This window comes from Microbacterium kribbense, from assembly GCF_039537285.1.
Taxonomy (GTDB): Bacteria; Actinomycetota; Actinomycetes; order Actinomycetales; family Microbacteriaceae; genus Microbacterium; species Microbacterium kribbense.
Genome location: NZ_BAABAF010000002.1, coordinates 112,801 through 129,185 on the forward strand (window position 1 = coordinate 112,801; position 16,385 = coordinate 129,185).

At 73.1% G+C, this 16,385-nt stretch carries 15 protein-coding genes; 9 read left to right on the plus strand and 6 right to left on the minus strand.

Annotated elements, in window-relative coordinates:
• Positions 1 to 27: 27 nt before the first annotated feature.
• On the plus strand, positions 28 to 1,551 hold the full coding sequence (locus ABD705_RS03675; RefSeq protein ID WP_344780649.1) for a fatty acyl-CoA synthetase: 1,524 nt from the start codon (positions 28 to 30) through the stop codon (positions 1,549 to 1,551).
• Positions 1,552 to 1,554: 3 nt separating this feature from the next.
• Here ABD705_RS03675 and ABD705_RS03680 read toward each other — a convergent pair whose 3' ends face one another.
• Positions 1,555 to 2,391 carry a universal stress protein gene (locus ABD705_RS03680; RefSeq protein ID WP_344780651.1) on the minus strand — a complete coding sequence of 279 codons (837 nt, stop codon included), beginning with the start codon at positions 2,389 to 2,391 and terminating at the stop codon, positions 1,555 to 1,557.
• Positions 2,392 to 2,413: 22 nt separating this feature from the next.
• Positions 2,414 to 2,983, minus strand: coding sequence for an HhH-GPD-type base excision DNA repair protein (locus ABD705_RS03685; protein ID WP_344780653.1), 570 nt, complete (start codon positions 2,981 to 2,983; stop codon positions 2,414 to 2,416).
• An 83-nt stretch (positions 2,984 to 3,066) separates the two neighbouring features.
• Between ABD705_RS03685 and ABD705_RS03690 the strand changes: the two genes are divergently transcribed.
• The 8 genes from ABD705_RS03690 to ABD705_RS03725 all read left to right on the plus strand — a co-directional run bounded on the left by ABD705_RS03690 (position 3,067) and on the right by ABD705_RS03725 (position 10,521).
• Entirely contained in the window at positions 3,067 to 4,560 is a 1,494-nt protein-coding gene (locus tag ABD705_RS03690; protein ID WP_344780655.1) for a protoporphyrinogen/coproporphyrinogen oxidase, read from the plus strand.
• A gap of 66 nt (positions 4,561 to 4,626) precedes the next feature.
• A complete protein-coding gene (locus tag ABD705_RS03695; RefSeq protein ID WP_344780657.1) occupies positions 4,627 to 4,989 on the plus strand; it encodes a hypothetical protein in 363 nt (120 codons plus the stop codon).
• 1 nt (position 4,990) lies between these two features.
• Positions 4,991 to 5,401, plus strand: coding sequence for a phage holin family protein (locus tag ABD705_RS03700; protein WP_344780659.1), 411 nt, complete (start codon positions 4,991 to 4,993; stop codon positions 5,399 to 5,401).
• Complete coding sequence (locus tag ABD705_RS03705; RefSeq protein ID WP_344780661.1) at positions 5,391 to 5,696, plus strand: hypothetical protein; 306 nt, start codon at positions 5,391 to 5,393, stop codon at positions 5,694 to 5,696. The genes ABD705_RS03700 and ABD705_RS03705 overlap by 11 nt, the downstream gene beginning before the upstream one ends.
• A gap of 179 nt (positions 5,697 to 5,875) precedes the next feature.
• Complete coding sequence (locus ABD705_RS03710) at positions 5,876 to 6,685, plus strand: uroporphyrinogen-III synthase (RefSeq protein ID WP_344780995.1); 810 nt, start codon at positions 5,876 to 5,878, stop codon at positions 6,683 to 6,685.
• 13 nt (positions 6,686 to 6,698) lie between these two features.
• On the plus strand, positions 6,699 to 7,655 hold the full coding sequence (gene cofD, locus ABD705_RS03715; protein WP_425562025.1) for a 2-phospho-L-lactate transferase: 957 nt from the start codon (positions 6,699 to 6,701) through the stop codon (positions 7,653 to 7,655).
• Between the two features lie 50 nt (positions 7,656 to 7,705).
• Positions 7,706 to 9,061 carry an MFS transporter gene (locus tag ABD705_RS03720; RefSeq protein WP_344780679.1) on the plus strand — a complete coding sequence of 452 codons (1,356 nt, stop codon included), beginning with the start codon at positions 7,706 to 7,708 and terminating at the stop codon, positions 9,059 to 9,061.
• Positions 9,058 to 10,521, plus strand: coding sequence for a pyridoxal phosphate-dependent decarboxylase family protein (locus tag ABD705_RS03725; protein ID WP_344780681.1), 1,464 nt, complete (start codon positions 9,058 to 9,060; stop codon positions 10,519 to 10,521). The genes ABD705_RS03720 and ABD705_RS03725 overlap by 4 nt, the downstream gene beginning before the upstream one ends.
• Positions 10,522 to 10,577: 56 nt before the next feature.
• Here the strand turns inward: ABD705_RS03725 and cofC are convergent, their stop codons facing one another.
• From cofC to cofG, 4 genes are all read right to left on the minus strand, one after another.
• On the minus strand, positions 10,578 to 11,243 hold the full coding sequence (gene cofC, locus ABD705_RS03730; protein WP_344780683.1) for a 2-phospho-L-lactate guanylyltransferase: 666 nt from the start codon (positions 11,241 to 11,243) through the stop codon (positions 10,578 to 10,580).
• A 153-nt stretch (positions 11,244 to 11,396) separates the two neighbouring features.
• Positions 11,397 to 12,404, minus strand: a complete 1,008-nt coding sequence (gene fgd, locus ABD705_RS03735; protein WP_344780685.1) for a glucose-6-phosphate dehydrogenase (coenzyme-F420) — start codon at positions 12,402 to 12,404, stop codon at positions 11,397 to 11,399.
• Positions 12,401 to 13,861: a flavin-containing monooxygenase gene (locus ABD705_RS03740; RefSeq protein ID WP_344780687.1), complete on the minus strand. Its 1,461-nt coding sequence runs from the start codon at positions 13,859 to 13,861 to the stop codon at positions 12,401 to 12,403. Before ABD705_RS03740 ends, fgd begins: the two co-directional genes overlap by 4 nt.
• On the minus strand, positions 13,858 to 16,281 hold the full coding sequence (gene cofG / locus ABD705_RS03745; protein ID WP_344780689.1) for a 7,8-didemethyl-8-hydroxy-5-deazariboflavin synthase CofG: 2,424 nt from the start codon (positions 16,279 to 16,281) through the stop codon (positions 13,858 to 13,860). The genes ABD705_RS03740 and cofG overlap by 4 nt, the downstream gene beginning before the upstream one ends.
• Positions 16,282 to 16,385 lie beyond the last annotated feature (104 nt).

The following is a 16,385-nucleotide window of genomic DNA, read 5'->3' on the forward strand; positions in this document are numbered from 1 at the left end:
CCGGGTCCGCGGCCATATGATGCCGCTATGACCCAGAATCCTCGCGCCCTCACCGTGGACGGCGTACTGCACCGCAGTGCCGCCCGCACCCCGAACCGCACCGCCCTGACCTTCGAGGACCGCGCCTGGACCTACGCCGAGCTCGACGAGGCCGTCTCGCGCGGCGCCGTGTGGCTGCAGCAGCAGGGGCTCGCCCGCGGCGACCGGGTGGCCGCGCTGGGCACGAACTCGGACGCCTACCTGATCGCGTTCCTCGCCTGCGCCCGCGCGGGCCTGGTGCATGTGCCGCTCAACTACGCGCTGCGCGGCGGCGAGCTCGCCTATCTGCTGCAGACCTCCGGCGCGCAGGTCGTGCTGGTCGACCCGGCGCTGGCCGAGGTGGCGGCCGGCGTCTGCGCGGGCCTGGGCATCGACCGGCTGCTGAGCCTGCGCGGGGACGGGGCATCCCTGCTCGAGACGGTGCAGGACCCGGACGCCTCCGATGCGGTGGAAGCCGAGGTCGAGGCGACCGACCTGGCCCAGCTGCTGTTCACCTCGGGCACGACGTCCCAGCCCAAGGGCGCCATGATGAGCCACCGGGCGCTGGTCACCGAGTACCTGTCGTGCCTGCTCGCGCTGGATTTCACCGCCGACGACCGACCGCTGATCTGCATGCCGCTGTACCACTCGGCCGCCATGCACGTGTTCATGCTCCCGTACCTGTCGATCGGTGCGACCATCACGCTGCTGGGCTCGCCCGACGTGACCGAGGTGCTGCGCCGGATCGAGGCCGAGAAGATCGGCTCGCTGTTCCTCGCCCCCACCGTGTGGGTGCCGCTGGCGAACCACCCCGACCTGGCCACCCGGGATCTCTCGTCGCTGGCGAAGGCGCAGTACGGCGCGTCGATCATGCCGGTCACGGTGCTCAGCCGGTTGCGCGAGCGCTACCCCGACATCCTCTTCTACAACTGCTTCGGCCAGTCCGAGGTCGCGCCGCTGGCCACGGTGCTGCGCCCCGAGGACCACGCCGAGCGCCCGGCATCCTGCGGCCGCCCGGTGTTCTTCGTCGAGACGAAGGTCGTGGATGCCGACGGCAACGAGGTGCCGGACGGCGAGTCCGGCGAGATCCTGTACCGCTCGCCGCAGCTGTGCGACGGCTACTGGGGCGACGACGCGGCCACCGCCGCGGCCTTCCAGGACGGCTGGTTCCACTCCGGCGACCTGGTCACCCGTGACGCCGAGGGCTACATCACGGTCGTGGACCGGATCAAGGACGTGATCAACACCGGCGGCGTGCTGGTGGCCTCGCGCGAGGTCGAAGACGCGATCTACACGCACCCGGCCGTCGCCGAGGTCGCAGTCATCGGCACCCCCGACGAGCGCTGGATCGAGGCCGTCACCGCTTTCGTGGTGCTGCGGGAGGGCGCGAGCGCCGACGAGGCCGAGATGATCGCGCACGTGCACGACCGGCTGGCCGCGTTCAAGGTGCCCAAGCGCGTCGAGTTCGTCGACGCGCTGCCGCGCAATCAGTCCGGCAAGCTGCTCAAACGGGAGCTGCGCACGCGCGCCTAGCCCTCACCGCACGATCGCGGTGACCGTCGCCAGCCGGGCGAGCACCTCGTGGCTGATCGAGCCCAGCAGCAGGCGGGCCAAGGCGCCGCGGCCGTGGCTGCCGAGCACGGCCAGGCGGGCATCCTGCGCCAGCTCGTTGATGATCGCCGACGGGTACCCGCACTCCACCTGCTCGATGATCTGCAGGTTCGGATGCGCCGCGCGCACCTCGGCCAGCGCCGCCTTCAGGATCTCGCCCGTCACCTCGTTCATGTCGCCCAGATACGGTTCGGGGTAGCTGCCCATCACCCCGGGGATCGGCACCGGCGTCCAGACGCTCACCGCCACCAGGGGCTCGCCCAGTCGGACGGCCTCGGCGGCGGCGAATCGCACCGCGGCGGCCGACACATCCGATCCGTCGGTGCCCACCAGCACCCCGGTGCGCCCGGCGGTGTCGATGTCGGGCACCACGACGACGGCCGAATGCGCAGCCGCGCTGATGCGGATGCCGTGCGCGCCGCGGGCCGCCCCGGTGTCGGGGCCGCGATAGTCGCTGCCGATCACCAGCAGCGCGGCCCCCTCGGAGGCGTCCACCAGCACCGCGACCGGATTGCCCTGGTCCACCCGCGTCGTCACGGCGATCCCTGCCGCCTGCACCCGGGCGGCATGCTCGTCGAGCAGGCGCTGGGTGGCCTCGTGGGCGGTGCGCACCAGTTCGGCCTCACCGACCGCGCCGACCGCGCCGCCGACGATCGAGACCAGCTCGATCTCGCCGCCCGCCGCCGCGTGCGCCACGGCCCAATCCACTGCGCGCTGTGCGACCGGGGCACCTGTGACGCCCACCACGATCTTCTCGCTCATCGTCTTCACCTCTCGATAGGCCCTACTTCTTGCGGGCGGTGGCCTTCATCTCGCGTTTGAACTCGCGCACCTTCGCCAGCGACTCGGGGCTCGTGATGTCGGCGATGCTGCGCAGCGTGCCCTCCTGGCCGTAGGGGTCGGATGCCTCGCGCCAGCCGGCTCCGTCGAACCCGCACTGCTTGCCCAGCAGCGCCAGGAAGATCTTCGCCTTCATCTCGCTGTAACCCGGCAGCGCGCGCAGGCGCTTCAGGGCCTCGGGGCCGGTCGGGTCGCCTCGCGTCCAGATCGCCGCGGCGTCGCCGCCCCAGTCCGCCATGACCGTCGTCGCCAGCGCCTGCACGCGCGCCGCCATCGACCCGGGGTAGCGGTGCACGGCCGGCGTCTGCCGGAACACCTCGACCAGCGCCTGCGGATCGTAGCCGGCCAGGGTCGCCGCATCGACCGATCCGACGCGCCGGGCGAGCTTCAGCGGGCCCGTGAACGCGCTCTCCATCGCCACCTGCTGGTCCAGCAGCATTCCGATCAGCAGGGCCAGCGGGTTGCTGCTGAGCAGTTCGTCGGCCGCGGCATCCGCGGTGAGGTGGAGGGCCATGACACCAGTCTGGCAATGATTGGCCTGCGAGCCAACAGGCTCGCGTCACCGGCGTTGCCGGCCGGGGATGGGAGGATGGAGCCGTGGCAGCCGTCGACGAGGAACCCATCCCGCTGGACCAGCTCGCATCCCGCGCAGGCGGCGTGCGGGTGGCCGTGGTCGGCGGCGGCATCGCCGGTCTGGTGGCCGCGCTGGAGTGCGCGAAGGTCGGGCTGCAGGTCACCCTGTTCGAGGCATCCGAGCGCCTGGGTGGCACCTGTCGCACCGCCCTGCTGGACGGGATGGCGGTGGACACCGGCGCGGACTGCTTCGCCGCCCGCGGCCGCGAGCCGGCAGCCCTGATCGAGAGCCTGGGCCTGACCGGGCAGATCGTGGCGCCGCAGACCGGTCGCCGATGGCTGGCCGGGCTGGCCGGGCACGCCGATGCCGTGCCGATGCCCGAAGACGTCGTCCTGGGCATCCCCGAGAACATGTGGAGCGACGAATGCCGCACCATCCTCGGCACCGGCGGCACCTGGCGCGCGTACGTCGACCGGCTGCGCCCGCCGCTGACCATCGGCCACGAGCGCAGCCTGGCCGCCCTGGTGCGCAGCCGGATGGGGCAGAAGGTGCTCGACCGCCTCGTCGCACCGGTGACCGCAGGGGTGTTCGGGGTGCGTCCGGCCGACGTCGACGTCGAGATCGCCGCGCCCGGGCTGAACGCCGCTCTGACCCGCACCGGGTCGCTGTCCGGCGCGGTCGCGACGCTGCGCGCCGACCGCGGCGACGGGCCCGCCACCCAGTCGCTGTCGGGCGGGATGGGCCGGCTGGTCGATGCGCTGGCATCCCGTCTGGAAGAGTTCGGTGCGACGGTGCTGCCGGGCGTCTCGGTCACCGCGGTCGAGCGCACCGGCGTCGCGACCGAGTGGATCCTGCACACCGACGCCGACGAGTTCGACGCATCGGATGAGGCCGCGCCGCCGCACCGGTTCGACGCCGTCATCGTCGCGACCGGCGAGCGTGCTGCGCGCCGGCTGCTCGACCCCGTCGTGCCGGAGCTGTCCGCCGACGTCAGCGCGGCCGCCGAGGTCGAGACCGTGACGCTGGTGCTGGATGCCCCCGCGCTGGGCGGGGCCCCGCGCGGAGCCGAGATCATCACGATGCCCGGCTCGCGCCCGGCCGCGGGCGCCCTGCACCTGAGTGCGAAATGGGAGTGGCTGGCGCGCGCGGCCGGGGTCGGGCGGCACGTCGTGCGGGTCAGCTTCGGCGGCACGCCGCCGGCCACCGCCGGGCTCGGCGATGCTGACGCCGTGGAGCTGGCGCGCGCCGAGGCATCCGCCCTGTTCGGCGTGCCGCTCGAGCAGACCCAGGTGCGCGCCGCGGATCGGGCCCGGTTCACCCTTGCACCGCCGCTCGCCGTCACCGGTCGGCGAGCGTTCGCGACCCGCGTGCGAAGCGCCGTCGAAGCCGTGCCGCGCCTGGCGGCGACCGGATCGTGGCTGGCCGGCAGCGGCCTGGCGCAGGTGATCCCGGACGCGCAGGCGACCGCCGATCGACTGCGCCGCCGGGCCCTGTTCGGCGGTGGTTCGCCGTCCTGAGGGGTGGATGCCAGAAATGGCATACGGCGTTACCCTGGGGGGAGGCGACAACCGTGAGGAGACCCGATGAGGGGCAAAGTCGGACTGGTGATGGGACTGGCCGCGGGCTACGTCCTGGGCACGCGTGCCGGACGCCAGCGGTATGAGCAGATCAAGGAGCAGGCCGGCAAGATCTGGAACCTGCCGCCCGTGCAGAAACAGGTCGACAAGGCCAAGGACTTCGGTAAGTCGGCTGCGATGGCGTTGCCGAGCATGCTGTGGGACGGTGCGGTCAAGGTCGCCAAGGCGGCCGGGTCCCGGGGAACCGCCGGGGAGCGGCTGGATGCCGCCACGTCGGCGGCGAAGACATCGGCCGACGACATCGCGAAGGCGTCCGGCAGGGCGGGCAGTGACATCAAGGACGCCATCCGCGCCGACGACGGGAGCTGAGATGAGCTCATCCAGAGGATTCCGCGACCGCGCCGACGACGGCTTTCTCAGCCTCATCGGCGATCTGCCCGAGCTGATCCGCAACCTGATCGTCGCCGAGATCGACGCCGCCAAGGGGTGGGTGCGCAAGACCGCGAAGGATGCCGGCTTCGGCACCGGCTGGATGGTCGTGGCACTGTTCTTCCTGTTCTGGTCGGTGCCCGCCCTGGGCGCCTTCCTGATCGCGGGGCTGTCGTCATGGTGGCCGGTCTGGCTGTCGGCGGTGGTCGTGTTCGGCATCCTGTTGCTGATCGCCGTGGTCTTCGCCGTGCTCGGGCTGCTGCGCTTCCGGCGGCTGGCCAGGCGCGAGAATCCGGGCAAGGCGATCGCCACCGACGTGCAGATCATGAAGGAAGTGACCGATGAGTTCTGACGCGACCGCGCTCTCCCGCACCAGCGGTGCCGGCGCCGTGATGCCGCGCACGGCGGTGGCACTGGGCATCGCCGACCCGGTGCAGCGCGCGCGTGCCGAGTTGAAAGCGGCCCTGGTGGCGATCGAAGAGAAGGCGAACGTCCCCAAGCGAGTCGCCCGCGCCAGCCAGCAGCGCATCGACGACGCCCGCGCATTCGTCAAGAAGCAACCGGCTCTGGCGGCCCTGGCCGTGGTCGGTGTGGCCGCGGCAGCGGGGCTGACGGTGTGGACGCTGGTGCGCCTCTACACGCGGTGACCGCACACGACCGGGCGGCTCGGGGTATGCTCGGACGATAGGCAGTGGCAATGGTGCGAGTGCTGCCGACGGCGCGGACCCGAACGCGTACAGCGCGCACGGGGCCGAGTCACCCGTCGGTTGCTCATCCGTAGGGCGGCCGACGACGAAATCCGTGAGTCGAACCCTGAACACACATGATGAACACAGCCACATCGCATCTGGATGCCGCCGCCGATAAGCCGTTGTCGGGGTGGCGAGTTCTCGTGCCCCGCGGGGGTCCGTGGGGTGACGGCGTCGCCGCCACGCTGCGCGCACAAGGGGCCGTGCCGGTCGTCGCCCCGCTGATCAACTTCGCGCCCACGGAGGATCTGTCAACGCTCGAGGCAGCGCTGGCCGATCTGGCCGCGGGTGCTTTCGATTGGCTCACGCTGACCAGCGCGACCACCGTCGACGTGCTGTTCGCCTACCGCGCGACCATCCCCGCCACCACGAAGGTCGCCGCCGTCGGCGAGACCACCGCGGCCGCGCTGCAGGCCGTCGGCTACCGGGTGGACCTGGTGCCCGAGAAGGACAACTCCGCCGCAGGCATGGCCGAGGAGATGATCGCGCTCGAGCCGGACCCGCGCCGCATCCTCACACTGCGCAGCGAGATCGCCAAGCCCGTGCTGACCAAACGGCTGATCCAGGCCGGGCACGACGTGCACTCGGTGGTCGCGTACCGCACCGTCGGGGTGCCGGTGACCGACCGCATCGCCCGCGACGTCGCGAACGGCCGGATCAACGCCATCCTGGTCACGAGCGGCTCGGTCGCGCAACAGGTGCGGCTGCAGTTCGAAGACATCCCGGCCCAGACGGTGATCGCCGCGATCGGGCCCCGCACCGCCAAGGATGCCCGCAAGGTCGGCCTGGATGTGGATGTCGTGGCGCCGAGGCAGACCGTCGATGCGCTGATCGCCGCCGTCTCGTCGCTGCCGCTGCCGCATTCGGCCGACGAGTTCCACTTCTGATCCGCCCGTGAGCGTGCACCCTCGCGTCGTGGTGCTGGCCGGCGGGGTCGGCGGCGCGAAGTTCGCGCTGGGCGTGCGCGCCGCCCTGGCCGCCCGCGGCGCCGCACCGGCGACGGTGATCGTCAACACCGGCGACGACCTGTGGCTGTCGGGGGTGCGGCTGCAGCCGGACGTCGACTCGATCTTGTACGCGCTGGCCGGCGTGAACGACGCCGCGCGCGGCTGGGGCAGGGCCGGCGACAGCGAACGCGTCAATGCGGAGCTCGTGGCCTGGGGCGCCGGATGGCCGTGGTTCACTCTCGGCGACCTCGACCTGGGCACCCACCTGGCCCGCACCGGCTGGCTGCGCGAAGGGCTCAGCCCGTCGCAGGTGCTGGCGCGGATGTCGCAGCGCTGGCCGCTGGGCGTGCGGCTGCTGCCGATGACCGACGCCGAGGTCGACACGCACGTGCTGCTCGGCGACGGCCGGCGGATGCACTTCCAGGAGTGGTGGACGCGCCACCGCGCGACGCTTGAGCCCGCCGCGTTCGAGAACCCCGGCATCGACACCGCGACGCCGGCACCCGGAGTGCTCGAGGCGATCCGCGCCGCCGACGTCATCCTGCTGGCGCCGTCCAACCCGGTCGTCTCGATCGGTCCGATCCTGGCCGTGCCCGGCATCCGTGAAGCCGTCCGGGCGGCGCCTGCCCGTGTCGTGGGGGTGTCCGGCATCATCGGCGGTCGCGTCGTGCGCGGCATGGCCGACGTGTGCCTCGCCGCGATCGGCGTCGCCACGTCGGCCGATGCCGTGGCCGCCCACTATGGCGCCGGTGGCGCCGGCGGCCTGCTGGACGCCTGGCTGCTGGCCGAAGAAGACGCCGCCCTGGCGCCGGCGGTCGATGCCCTCGGCATCCGCGCCGTCGTCGCGCCGCTGTGGATGACCGATGTCGTCGCCGGCACCGCCCTCGCCGAGGCGGCGCTGCGGGCATAGCCCGGCGGGAGATGCCGGGGTGCGCCGGCCCGCCGATCTAGGATCGGGGCATGGCCCGAACGGAGCGGTTGCTGCCGGCGTCGGTCGTGACCCGGTACGCGATCGGATCGCTGGGCACCGGCGGATTCGCCACGCTGCCCGGCCTGGTGCTGGTGTTCTACCTGACCGACACCCTCGGGGTGGCCGCCTGGGTGGCCGGCATCGCCGTCTCGGCGGCGAAGGTGTGGGACGTGCTGGTCGACCCGGTGATCGGGGCGGTCTCGGACCGCTCGCTGCATCGCACCGGCTCGCGGCACCGGCTGATGACGCTCGGAGCGCTCACCCTGCCGGTGTTCTTCCTGCTGACGTTCGCGGTGCCCGGCGGCATGGCGCCGACGCTGTCGGCGCTGTGGGTCACAGTGGCCTTCATCCTGGCATCCACCTCGTTCAGCCTGTTCCAGGTGCCTTACATCGCACTGCCGGCCGAGCTGTCCGAGCGGTACGACCAGCGCACCCGGCTGCTGACCTCGCGGGTCGCGGTGCTGAGCCTGGCGATCCTGCTGTTCGGCGCCGGCGGCCCGCTGCTGCGCGGGATCGGCAGCGCCTACACCGGCTACCTGGTCATGGCACTGGTCGCGGGCGTGGTGATCGCGCTGGGGATGCTGGTGGCCACCACGATCGCGCCGCGGGAGGCGCGCGGGCGCGGCGCGGTGCGCGCGCGGCTGTCGGCCGGGTACCGGCCGGGGCTGTCGGCGCTGCGCCGCAGTGCGCCGTTTCGCGCTCTGCTGGGCGCGTACCTGCTGCAGGCGCTGGCCACGGGCCTGATGCTGGCCGGTGCGAACTACGTCGCCGTCTGGGTGATGCACTCCAGCGATGCGCTCACGTTCCTGTTCGTCGCGCTGATCGCCCCGGCGATCGCGTTCTCGCCGGTGTGGAACGCGATCTCCCAGCGCATCGGCAAGGAGCGCGCGTTCGCGGCGGCGTCGGTCCTGTTCGCGCTGGCAACGGCATCCCTCACGTTCGCGATCTGGACGCCGGGAGCTTGGATGTACGTGTCGGTGGGCTTCGCCGGTGCCGCGTACGCGGGCATGCAGGCGCTGCCGATGGCGATGCTGCCCGATGTCATCTCGCACGACGCGCGCACCACCGGCCCCGGCCAGGCGGGGGTGTTCGGCGGCATCTGGACGGCCGGTGAGACCACCGGCATGGCGCTGGGGGCGGCGCTGCTGACGGTCATCCTGACCATCACCGGCTATGTGCAGACCGTCGCGGGGGTCACCGTCACCCAGCCGACCGGCGCGGTGGTGGGCATCGCCGTCGGCTTCAGCATCGTGCCGGCGGTGCTGACGCTGATCAGCCTGGCGTCTCTGGCGCGGTACCGGCTGCGCCGGGCCGATATCGATCTGGTCGATCAGGAGGCAGCATGACACCCGAGGATGTGCTCACCCGGCTTGAGAGGCTGCGCGCGATGGACGCGCCCACGCACGGTGGGCACCTGCTGTCGTACGTGTACGACTCGGGCCGGCCGGACCTCGACGAGGTCGCCGCCGGCGCGATCCGTGCGATGCAGCCGGTGAACGGGCTGGATCCGACGACGTTCCGCTCGGTCGCGGTGATCGAGCGCGAGGTCGTCGACTTCGCCCGCGGGGTGTTCCATGCCGATGCCGACGTCACCGGCACCGCGACCTCGGGCGGCACCGAGAGCTGCCTGCTCGCGGTCAAGACGGCGCGCGATGCGTGGCGCGCCCGCGGCGGGCAGGGCCGGCCGCGGCTGCTCGCGCCGATCAGCGTGCATGCCGCGTTCCGCAAGGCGGCGGCGCTGTTCGACCTGGATCTCGATCTGGTCGGCGTCGATCCGGACGGCGGGCGGGCAGATGCCGCGGTGCTGGCGGCGCGGCTGGGGGCCGACGTGGCGCTTGCGGTGGTCAGCGCGCCGAGCTATCCGCACGCGGCACTGGACCCGGTGCCCGACGTGGCCGCGGCGTGCCGCGCCGCCGGCGTGGATCTGCACGTGGACGCGTGCATCGGCGGATTCGCGCTGGCGTTCTGGCCGGATGGCGCGCCCGGCGCGGCGGCGACGGACTGGGACTTCGCGGTGCCGGGTGTGACGAGCCTGTCGGCCGACCTGCACAAATACGGCTACGCGCCCAAAGGCGTCTCGGTGCTGCTGCAGCGCGGCCGCGAGCGGCAGCGGCACCAGTGGTTCGCGACCAGCTCGTGGCCGGGGTATCCGGTGGTCAACGCGACGCTGCTCGGGTCGAGGTCGGCCGGGCCGCTGGCCGCCGCCTGGGCGATCATCCAGGTGCTGGGCGTCGACGGATTCCGCGATCTGATCGGCCGGACCGCGCGGGCTGCGGCGGCGATCGTCGCGGCGGTCGGTCGGATCGACGGGCTGCGCGTGGTCGGGGTGCCGACCGGGCCGATGGTCGCGGTGGCCGCCGATGAGACCGATCCGGCGCGCCGGGTCGACCCGCACCTGTGGGCCGACGCGATGGGCGCGCACGGATTCGCGGTGCAGATGCAGCCGGCATGCGCGCAGCCGGCCGGCGCCGGACTGCCGGCGACCGCGCACATGACCGTGACGCCGGTGACCGAGCGCGTCATCGATGAGCTGGTCGCCGCCGCGTCCGCCGCCGCCGACGAGGTGCGCGGGCGGGCGCACCTGGACGGTGCGGCGCTGGCCGCGGGGCTGCTCGGCGATCAGGTCGGCGCGTCCGCCGGTGCGATCGACCCGGAGGCCGCCGTGCGGATCCTCGAGGCCGCCGGACTGCTGAGGCCCGAAGGGCTCGGCGCCATGGCGCCGGTGCTCGCGCTGGTCGAGGCGCTGCCGTCGCCGCTGGTCGAGCGGCTGCTCATCGAGCTGCTGGCGGCGGGTTTGGAGCGCTGAGACCGGTCAGGCCCGGCCACCGGCCCGAACCGCCGCCAGCGGTGGGGGCGGGCCGTTCACCGGCCACCCGACCGGACCGCGATCGTGTGCGGGCCGAGGCCGAGCCGGGCGGCGGCGGCCAGCTGCGCGGGGGTGTCGACGTCGCGGCGCAGGGTCGAGGCATCCGGCAGGTGAAGCGCCACGCACCCGGCTTCGACGTGCCGCGCGAACGAGCCGTCGCCGAAGGACGCGGCCCACGGCACTCCGGCGCGCGCGGTCACCAGCGTCGAACCGGTGCCCTCGGCATCGGCCACCACGGCGCGGTCGGCCGTCGCCGCCTCGCGCAGTGCCGCGGCGAGGTCGGCCGGCCGCAGCGCCGGCAGGTCGCCGAGCAGCGCCGCGCAGTTCGTCGCGCCGCCGGCGCGCGCGACGGCGACGCCGGTCGCGATCGCCGCGTTCAGCCCGCGCGCCGGCGTCTCTGCGGTGCCGTCCGCGTCGGACGCCGCAGACGGCGTCTCGGCCACGGCGTCCGCACCCAGCCCGCGCGCGGCGGCGGCGACCTCGGCATCGTCGGTGACCACGATCACCCGGCACACCGCGGCCGCCGCGGCGATCGTGTCCAGCGCTATCGCGCGGGCCAGGTCTGCCCGCGCCGACCCGGTCGCCGCGAGGCGCGACTTGCCGATCGCGGCGGGCTTGACCGGGATGACGACGGTCCAGTCCGTGCAGAACTCCTCAGACATCGCGGTCGCCCGCCCGCTGGGAGCTCAGTGCGCGCTCCGGGGCGTCCGATCGAAGGAGTTCTGCACGCGCCCCTCCTGTCGCGGCGACGCACCCGCCGTCGCACCCCTCGGATCGCAGCGCCGCACATACTGCACGAGTGCCGGGCCCTTGGCTCACTGCCCGTACTTCGCGCGCAGCCGCGGCAGGATCTCGGTGCCGTACGTGTGCAGGAACTCCTCCTGGTCGAATCCGGGGTCGTGGAAGACCAGGTGCCGGAAGCCGAGGTCGATGTACCGGCCGATCTGCTCGACGTGCTCGTCGGGGTCGGTGGAGACGATGAACCGCGACGCGACCTGCTCGATCGGCAGCTGCTTCGCCAGCTGCTGCATCTGCAGCGGATCGTGCACGTCGCGCTTCTGCTGCGGGCTCAGCGCCAGCGGCGCCCAGAACCGGGTCTTCTCCAGTGCCGTGGCGCGGTCAGGATGGTACGAGACCTTGACCTCCATCAGGGTGTCGACCTCGTCGACCCCGCGCCCGGCCTTGCTCAGCCCGTCGTGCAGCGCCGGCAGCAGCGTGTCGGTGTACAGCGCCGGGTCCTTGCCGCTCGTGGTGATGTAGCCGTCGGCGATCCGCCCGGCCAGCCGGGTCGCGGCCGGTCCCGATGCGCCGATGTAGATCGGCACCTCGCGGTCGGGGCGGTCATAGACGGTGGCATCCCGCACCGAATAGTAGGTGCCGTCGAAGGTGACCCGCTCGCCCCGCCAGAGCGCCCGGATCAGGCCGATCGACTCCTTCAGCCGCTGGAACCGCTCCGGCGGGTCGGGCCAGGCAAGGCCCAGGGTGACCTCGTTCAGCGCCTCGCCGGTGCCCACCCCGAGGATCACCCGCTCGGGGAACATCACCCCGAGCGTCGCGAACTCCTGCGCGATCACCGCCGGGTGGTACCGGAACGTGGGCGTGAGCACGGACGTGCCGATCAGCACCCGCGAGGTCTGCGCGCCGAGCGCCCCCAGCCACGGCAGCGTGGCCGGCGCGTGGCCGCCCTCGTGCATCCACGGCTGGAAGTGGTCGGACAGGAAGACCGAGTCGAACCCTGCCTGCTCGGCCAGCACGCCGAAACGCAGCAGCTCATTGGGGCCGAATTGCTCGCTGGAGGCCTTATAGCCGAATCGCAGTGTCACCGTGCGCCTTTCGTCACCGTCGTGGGCAGGAATTCCGAGCCGGATGTCCGGGCCAGCCGCTCCCGGAACGCGTCGACCGTGCCCGGCCACAGCAGCGTGAGCCGCCCGGACCGCTCATCGACGTACCAGTTCCGGCAGCCGCCGGACAGCCAGGGGGTGGATGCCGCTGCCTCGTCGATCTCGGCGGTGTACGCCGCCTCGGCAGCAGGGTCCACCCGCAGCACGCCGGTGCGGGCGGCCAGGACGCGGGCCGTGTAACCGGCCTGCGCCTCCATCATCAGCACCGACGAGTTGTGCCCCAGTGACGCGTTCGGCCCGTCCAGCACGAACAGGTTCGGGAACCCGGCGACCACGGTCGAGCCGAACGAGGTCATCCCCGCCGCCCAGTGCGTGGCCAGTGACCCGTTCTCGCCGTGGACGAGTTCGGCGTACGGCTGCCGGGTGGACTGGAATCCGGTGGCCAGCACCAGCGCATCGACGGCGTGCGTGCGCCCGCTTCCTGCGGTCAAGGTGCGGCCGTCGACGGCGACGAGGGCGGATGCCTCCAGCCGGACGGCGCCCGATGCCAGGGCGGGGTAGAACGCGTCCGAGAGCAGCACCCGTTTGCAGCCGAACGCATAGTCCGGCGTGAGCGCGGCGCGCAGCCGCGGGTCGGCGACCTGGGCGCGCAGGTGGGCCAGCGCGATGTCACGGGCCGCGGCGGCGGCATTCGCGTCTCCGGAACGCGACGCGAACCGCGCCTCGCCCTCGGCGTACAGGTCGGCGCGCAGCCGGCCCAGCCGCTGCGGATCGGCGGCGAAGCGGGCGCGCTCGCCGGCGGAGTAGTCGCGGTCCTCGCGGGGCACGATCCACGCCGGAGTGCGCTGGAACAGCGTCACCGCGGCGGTCCGGGCCAGTTCGGGCACCAGCTGGATCGCCGAGGCCCCGGTGCCGACCACGCCCACCCGCGCACCGGCCAGATCGACGTCGTGGTCCCACCGGGCGGAGTGGAAGATCGGGCCGGGGAAGGACTGCAGACCGGGGATGTCCGGGATCAGCGGCTCGGTCAGCCGTCCGCAGGCCAGCACCAGCGCGTCGGCGGTGATCGTGCCGGGCAGGGCACCCCCGGTGCGGATGCCCCACGTCTCGGTCGCCGCGTCCCACGAGGCATCCAGCATCGGGGTCTGCAGCAGCGGACGGATGCCCTCGGCGTCGGCGACGCGCTCCAGATAGGCGCGGATCTCGCCACCGCGCGCGAACACGTGGGAGAAGCCCGGGTTGGGGTGCGCGGCGAAGCCGTAGAGGTGGCTGGGCACGTCGCACGCCACGCCCGGGTAGGTATTGTCGCGCCAGGTTCCGCCGATCGACTCCGCTCGCTCGAGGATCACCAGGTCGTCGATGCCGACCGAACGCAGCGCCATCGCGGCGGCGAGGCCGGCGAATCCGGCCCCGACGATGGCCACCTGGACGCGCGTCACCGCAGTGCCGCCTTGCGGTCGGGATCGGGCTCGCGGTACTGCGTGGTGCGCTGGTGGAACGGGCGGAACAGGTGCGCGGCCAGGGCCGCGGCCTCCGGCACCGGCAGCTGCCGGCCACACTCGACGCCGGCTTCGGGCAGGACCCGTCCGTCCAGCAGCGCGCCGCCCAGGTCGTCGCCGCCGCACAGCAGCAGCGTGCGCGTGGTGGCCTGGCCCAGCCGCGGCCAGGGGATCTGGATGTGCGGGATGCTGCCCGACAGCAGCAGCCGCGACACCGCGACCATCGCCCGGTGCTCGTCGATCGTGGCTCGACCCGGCACCAGCGGCACACCGCCGGCGGGGCCCGGCAGCGGGATCGGCACGAACTCGGTGAAGCCGCCGGTCTCGTCCTGGATGCGGCGCAGCTCGCGCAGGTGCGCGACGCGCTCGGCGGCGGTCTCGACGTGCCCGTAGAACAGCACGCTCGTCGAGGTGAACCCGGCCTCGTGCGCGGCCGTGATCGCCTCGATCCAGCGGCCGGTCGGCAGATCGTCGGGAGCCACCAGGCGCCGCACCCGCTCGCTGAGCACCTTCACCCCCGTGCCCGGCACCGACCCGACACCGGCCTCGAGCAGCGCCTCGAGGGCGCGATCGAGATCGAGGTCGATGCGCCCGGCGAAGTCCCACACATCCTGCGGGCGGTAGGCGTGCACGTGCAGGCGGGGCACGGCGGCCTTCGCCGCGCGCACGATCTCGAGGTACGCGGCGGGGTCGGCGGCGGCGGGCAGCCGGCCCTGGATGCACAGCTCGGTCGCGCCCAGCTCCCATGCGTCGGCGGCGATCGCGCCCACGTCGTCCAGGCCGAACAGCTCGCCGAAGCCGGTCGTGGTCAGGTTGCGGTTGACCACGAGGCTCACCGCCTCGCCGACCGTGAACCGGCGCACGTCATTGGCGGTCTCGGTCAGCGCGTCCAGGTCGGTGCCGTCGGCTTCCAGCAGCGCCACCCACTCGGCGTCGTCCAGGGCCTCGGGGTCCGCTGCCGCCGCCTCGGCGAGCCCGGCGATCCCCGAGCCGGCGACCTGAGAGCCGGGCCGGTCGTTCCCCGGTGGCAACGGCAGGCCGGATCGGCCGTTCGCGCCCCGTCCGGAGCTGGAAAGCGCGTGCGAGCCGGCTTCTGCGACACCCGCGGCCGCGCGGCGCCGGTCGCCGGCGCGTGCGAGCCCGGTCCGGCCGTCGGCCAGCGTCGCCACCGCGCCGTGCAGGCCGGGGTCGATCCACGTCGCGGCGCCCTGCACGTACTCCGGGTGCGCGGTCAGCCGCTCTTCCAGCGTGAAGCCCAGTGCGGCGGTGCGCTCGGCCAGCCGCTCCACCCGCGGCCACGGCCGCTCCGGGTTGACGTGGTCGGCCGTCAGGGGCGACACCCCGCCCCAGTCGTCGATCCCGGCGGCCACCAGCAGGGCCAGCTGGTCGGGGTCGGACAGGTTCGGCGGCACTTGGATGTGCATGCCCGGGCCCAGCACCAGCCGCGCCGTCGCGACGGCCGCGAGGTATTCGTGCGGGTCGGCGTCGGGCGCGTCGCGCATCGCGGTGCCCGGCTTGGCGCGGAAGTTCTGCACGATCACCTCCTGCACGTGCCCGTGCCGCGCATGCGCGTCGCGGATCGCGATGAGCGATTCGGCCCGGTCGCGCAGCGTCTCGCCGATGCCGACCAGGATCCCGGTGGTGAACGGGATGCGCGCCCGCCCGGCATCCTCGATCGCCTGCAGCCGCACGGCGGGATCCTTGTCCGGCGACCCGTAGTGCGCCTGGCCCGGCTCCCGGAACAGCCGCTCGGAGGTCGTCTCGAGCATCATCCCCATCGAGGGAGCCGTCGGCCGCAGCGCCGTCATCTCGGCCAGCGACATCGCCCCCGGGTTCAGGTGCGCGAGCATGCCGGTCTCGGCGGTGATCATCCGCGCCGTCGCGGCGACGTAGTGCAGGGTCGATGCGTAGCCGTGCTCGTCCAGCCAGGCGCGCGCCTGCGGCCAGCGGTCCTCGGGGCGCTCGCCCAGTGTGATCAGCGCCTCTTTGCAGCCCATCGCCTGCGCGCGGTGCACGACCGTCCGCACCCGCTCGGGCGACATGTACGCCGGCTTGTGCAGCACGGCCAGCTGGCCCGGGGTGTCCACGAACGCGCAGTAATGGCAGCGGTCGCGGCACAGCGTGGTCAGCGGCACGAACGCCTTGCGCGAATAGGTGATCACACCGGGGCGCCCGGCCGCGGCCAGGCCCCGGTCGCGCAGGGATGCCGCCACCTGGAGCAGCCGGTCGAAATCGGCTCCCGTGGCCGTCAGCAGCGCCTCGGCCGCAGCGACGTCCAGCGACTGCCCTGCGGCGGCGGCGTCCAGGGCCGACGAGACCGGGGGGAGGTCGCGCACGGAGGCGGGCTCGACAGTCGTCACCGTCTTAGTCTCGCATCGCCGTGGGTGCACCGGCGTGCACCGGTGATTGTTGCCGCACTGTGAGCAAATGAACGGGCGTGCGCGCGCCGACGCTGGCAGACTGG

What these genes read in the sequence shown, in the direction of transcription:
- ABD705_RS03675 (WP_344780649.1), top strand. Translation starts at nt 28, where the DNA reads ATGACCCAGAATCCTCGCGCCCTCACCGTGGACGGCGTACTGCACCGC.
- ABD705_RS03680 (WP_344780651.1), bottom strand. Translation starts at nt 2,391, where the DNA reads ATGAGCGAGAAGATCGTGGTGGGCGTCACAGGTGCCCCGGTCGCACAG.
- ABD705_RS03685 (WP_344780653.1), bottom strand. Translation starts at nt 2,983, where the DNA reads ATGGCCCTCCACCTCACCGCGGATGCCGCGGCCGACGAACTGCTCAGC.
- ABD705_RS03695 (WP_344780657.1), top strand. Translation starts at nt 4,627, where the DNA reads ATGAGGGGCAAAGTCGGACTGGTGATGGGACTGGCCGCGGGCTACGTC.
- ABD705_RS03700 (WP_344780659.1), top strand. Translation starts at nt 4,991, where the DNA reads ATGAGCTCATCCAGAGGATTCCGCGACCGCGCCGACGACGGCTTTCTC.
- ABD705_RS03705 (WP_344780661.1), top strand. Translation starts at nt 5,391, where the DNA reads ATGAGTTCTGACGCGACCGCGCTCTCCCGCACCAGCGGTGCCGGCGCC.
- ABD705_RS03710 (WP_344780995.1), top strand. Translation starts at nt 5,876, where the DNA reads ATGAACACAGCCACATCGCATCTGGATGCCGCCGCCGATAAGCCGTTG.
- ABD705_RS03720 (WP_344780679.1), top strand. Translation starts at nt 7,706, where the DNA reads ATGGCCCGAACGGAGCGGTTGCTGCCGGCGTCGGTCGTGACCCGGTAC.
- ABD705_RS03725 (WP_344780681.1), top strand. Translation starts at nt 9,058, where the DNA reads ATGACACCCGAGGATGTGCTCACCCGGCTTGAGAGGCTGCGCGCGATG.
- cofC (WP_344780683.1), bottom strand. Translation starts at nt 11,243, where the DNA reads ATGTCTGAGGAGTTCTGCACGGACTGGACCGTCGTCATCCCGGTCAAG.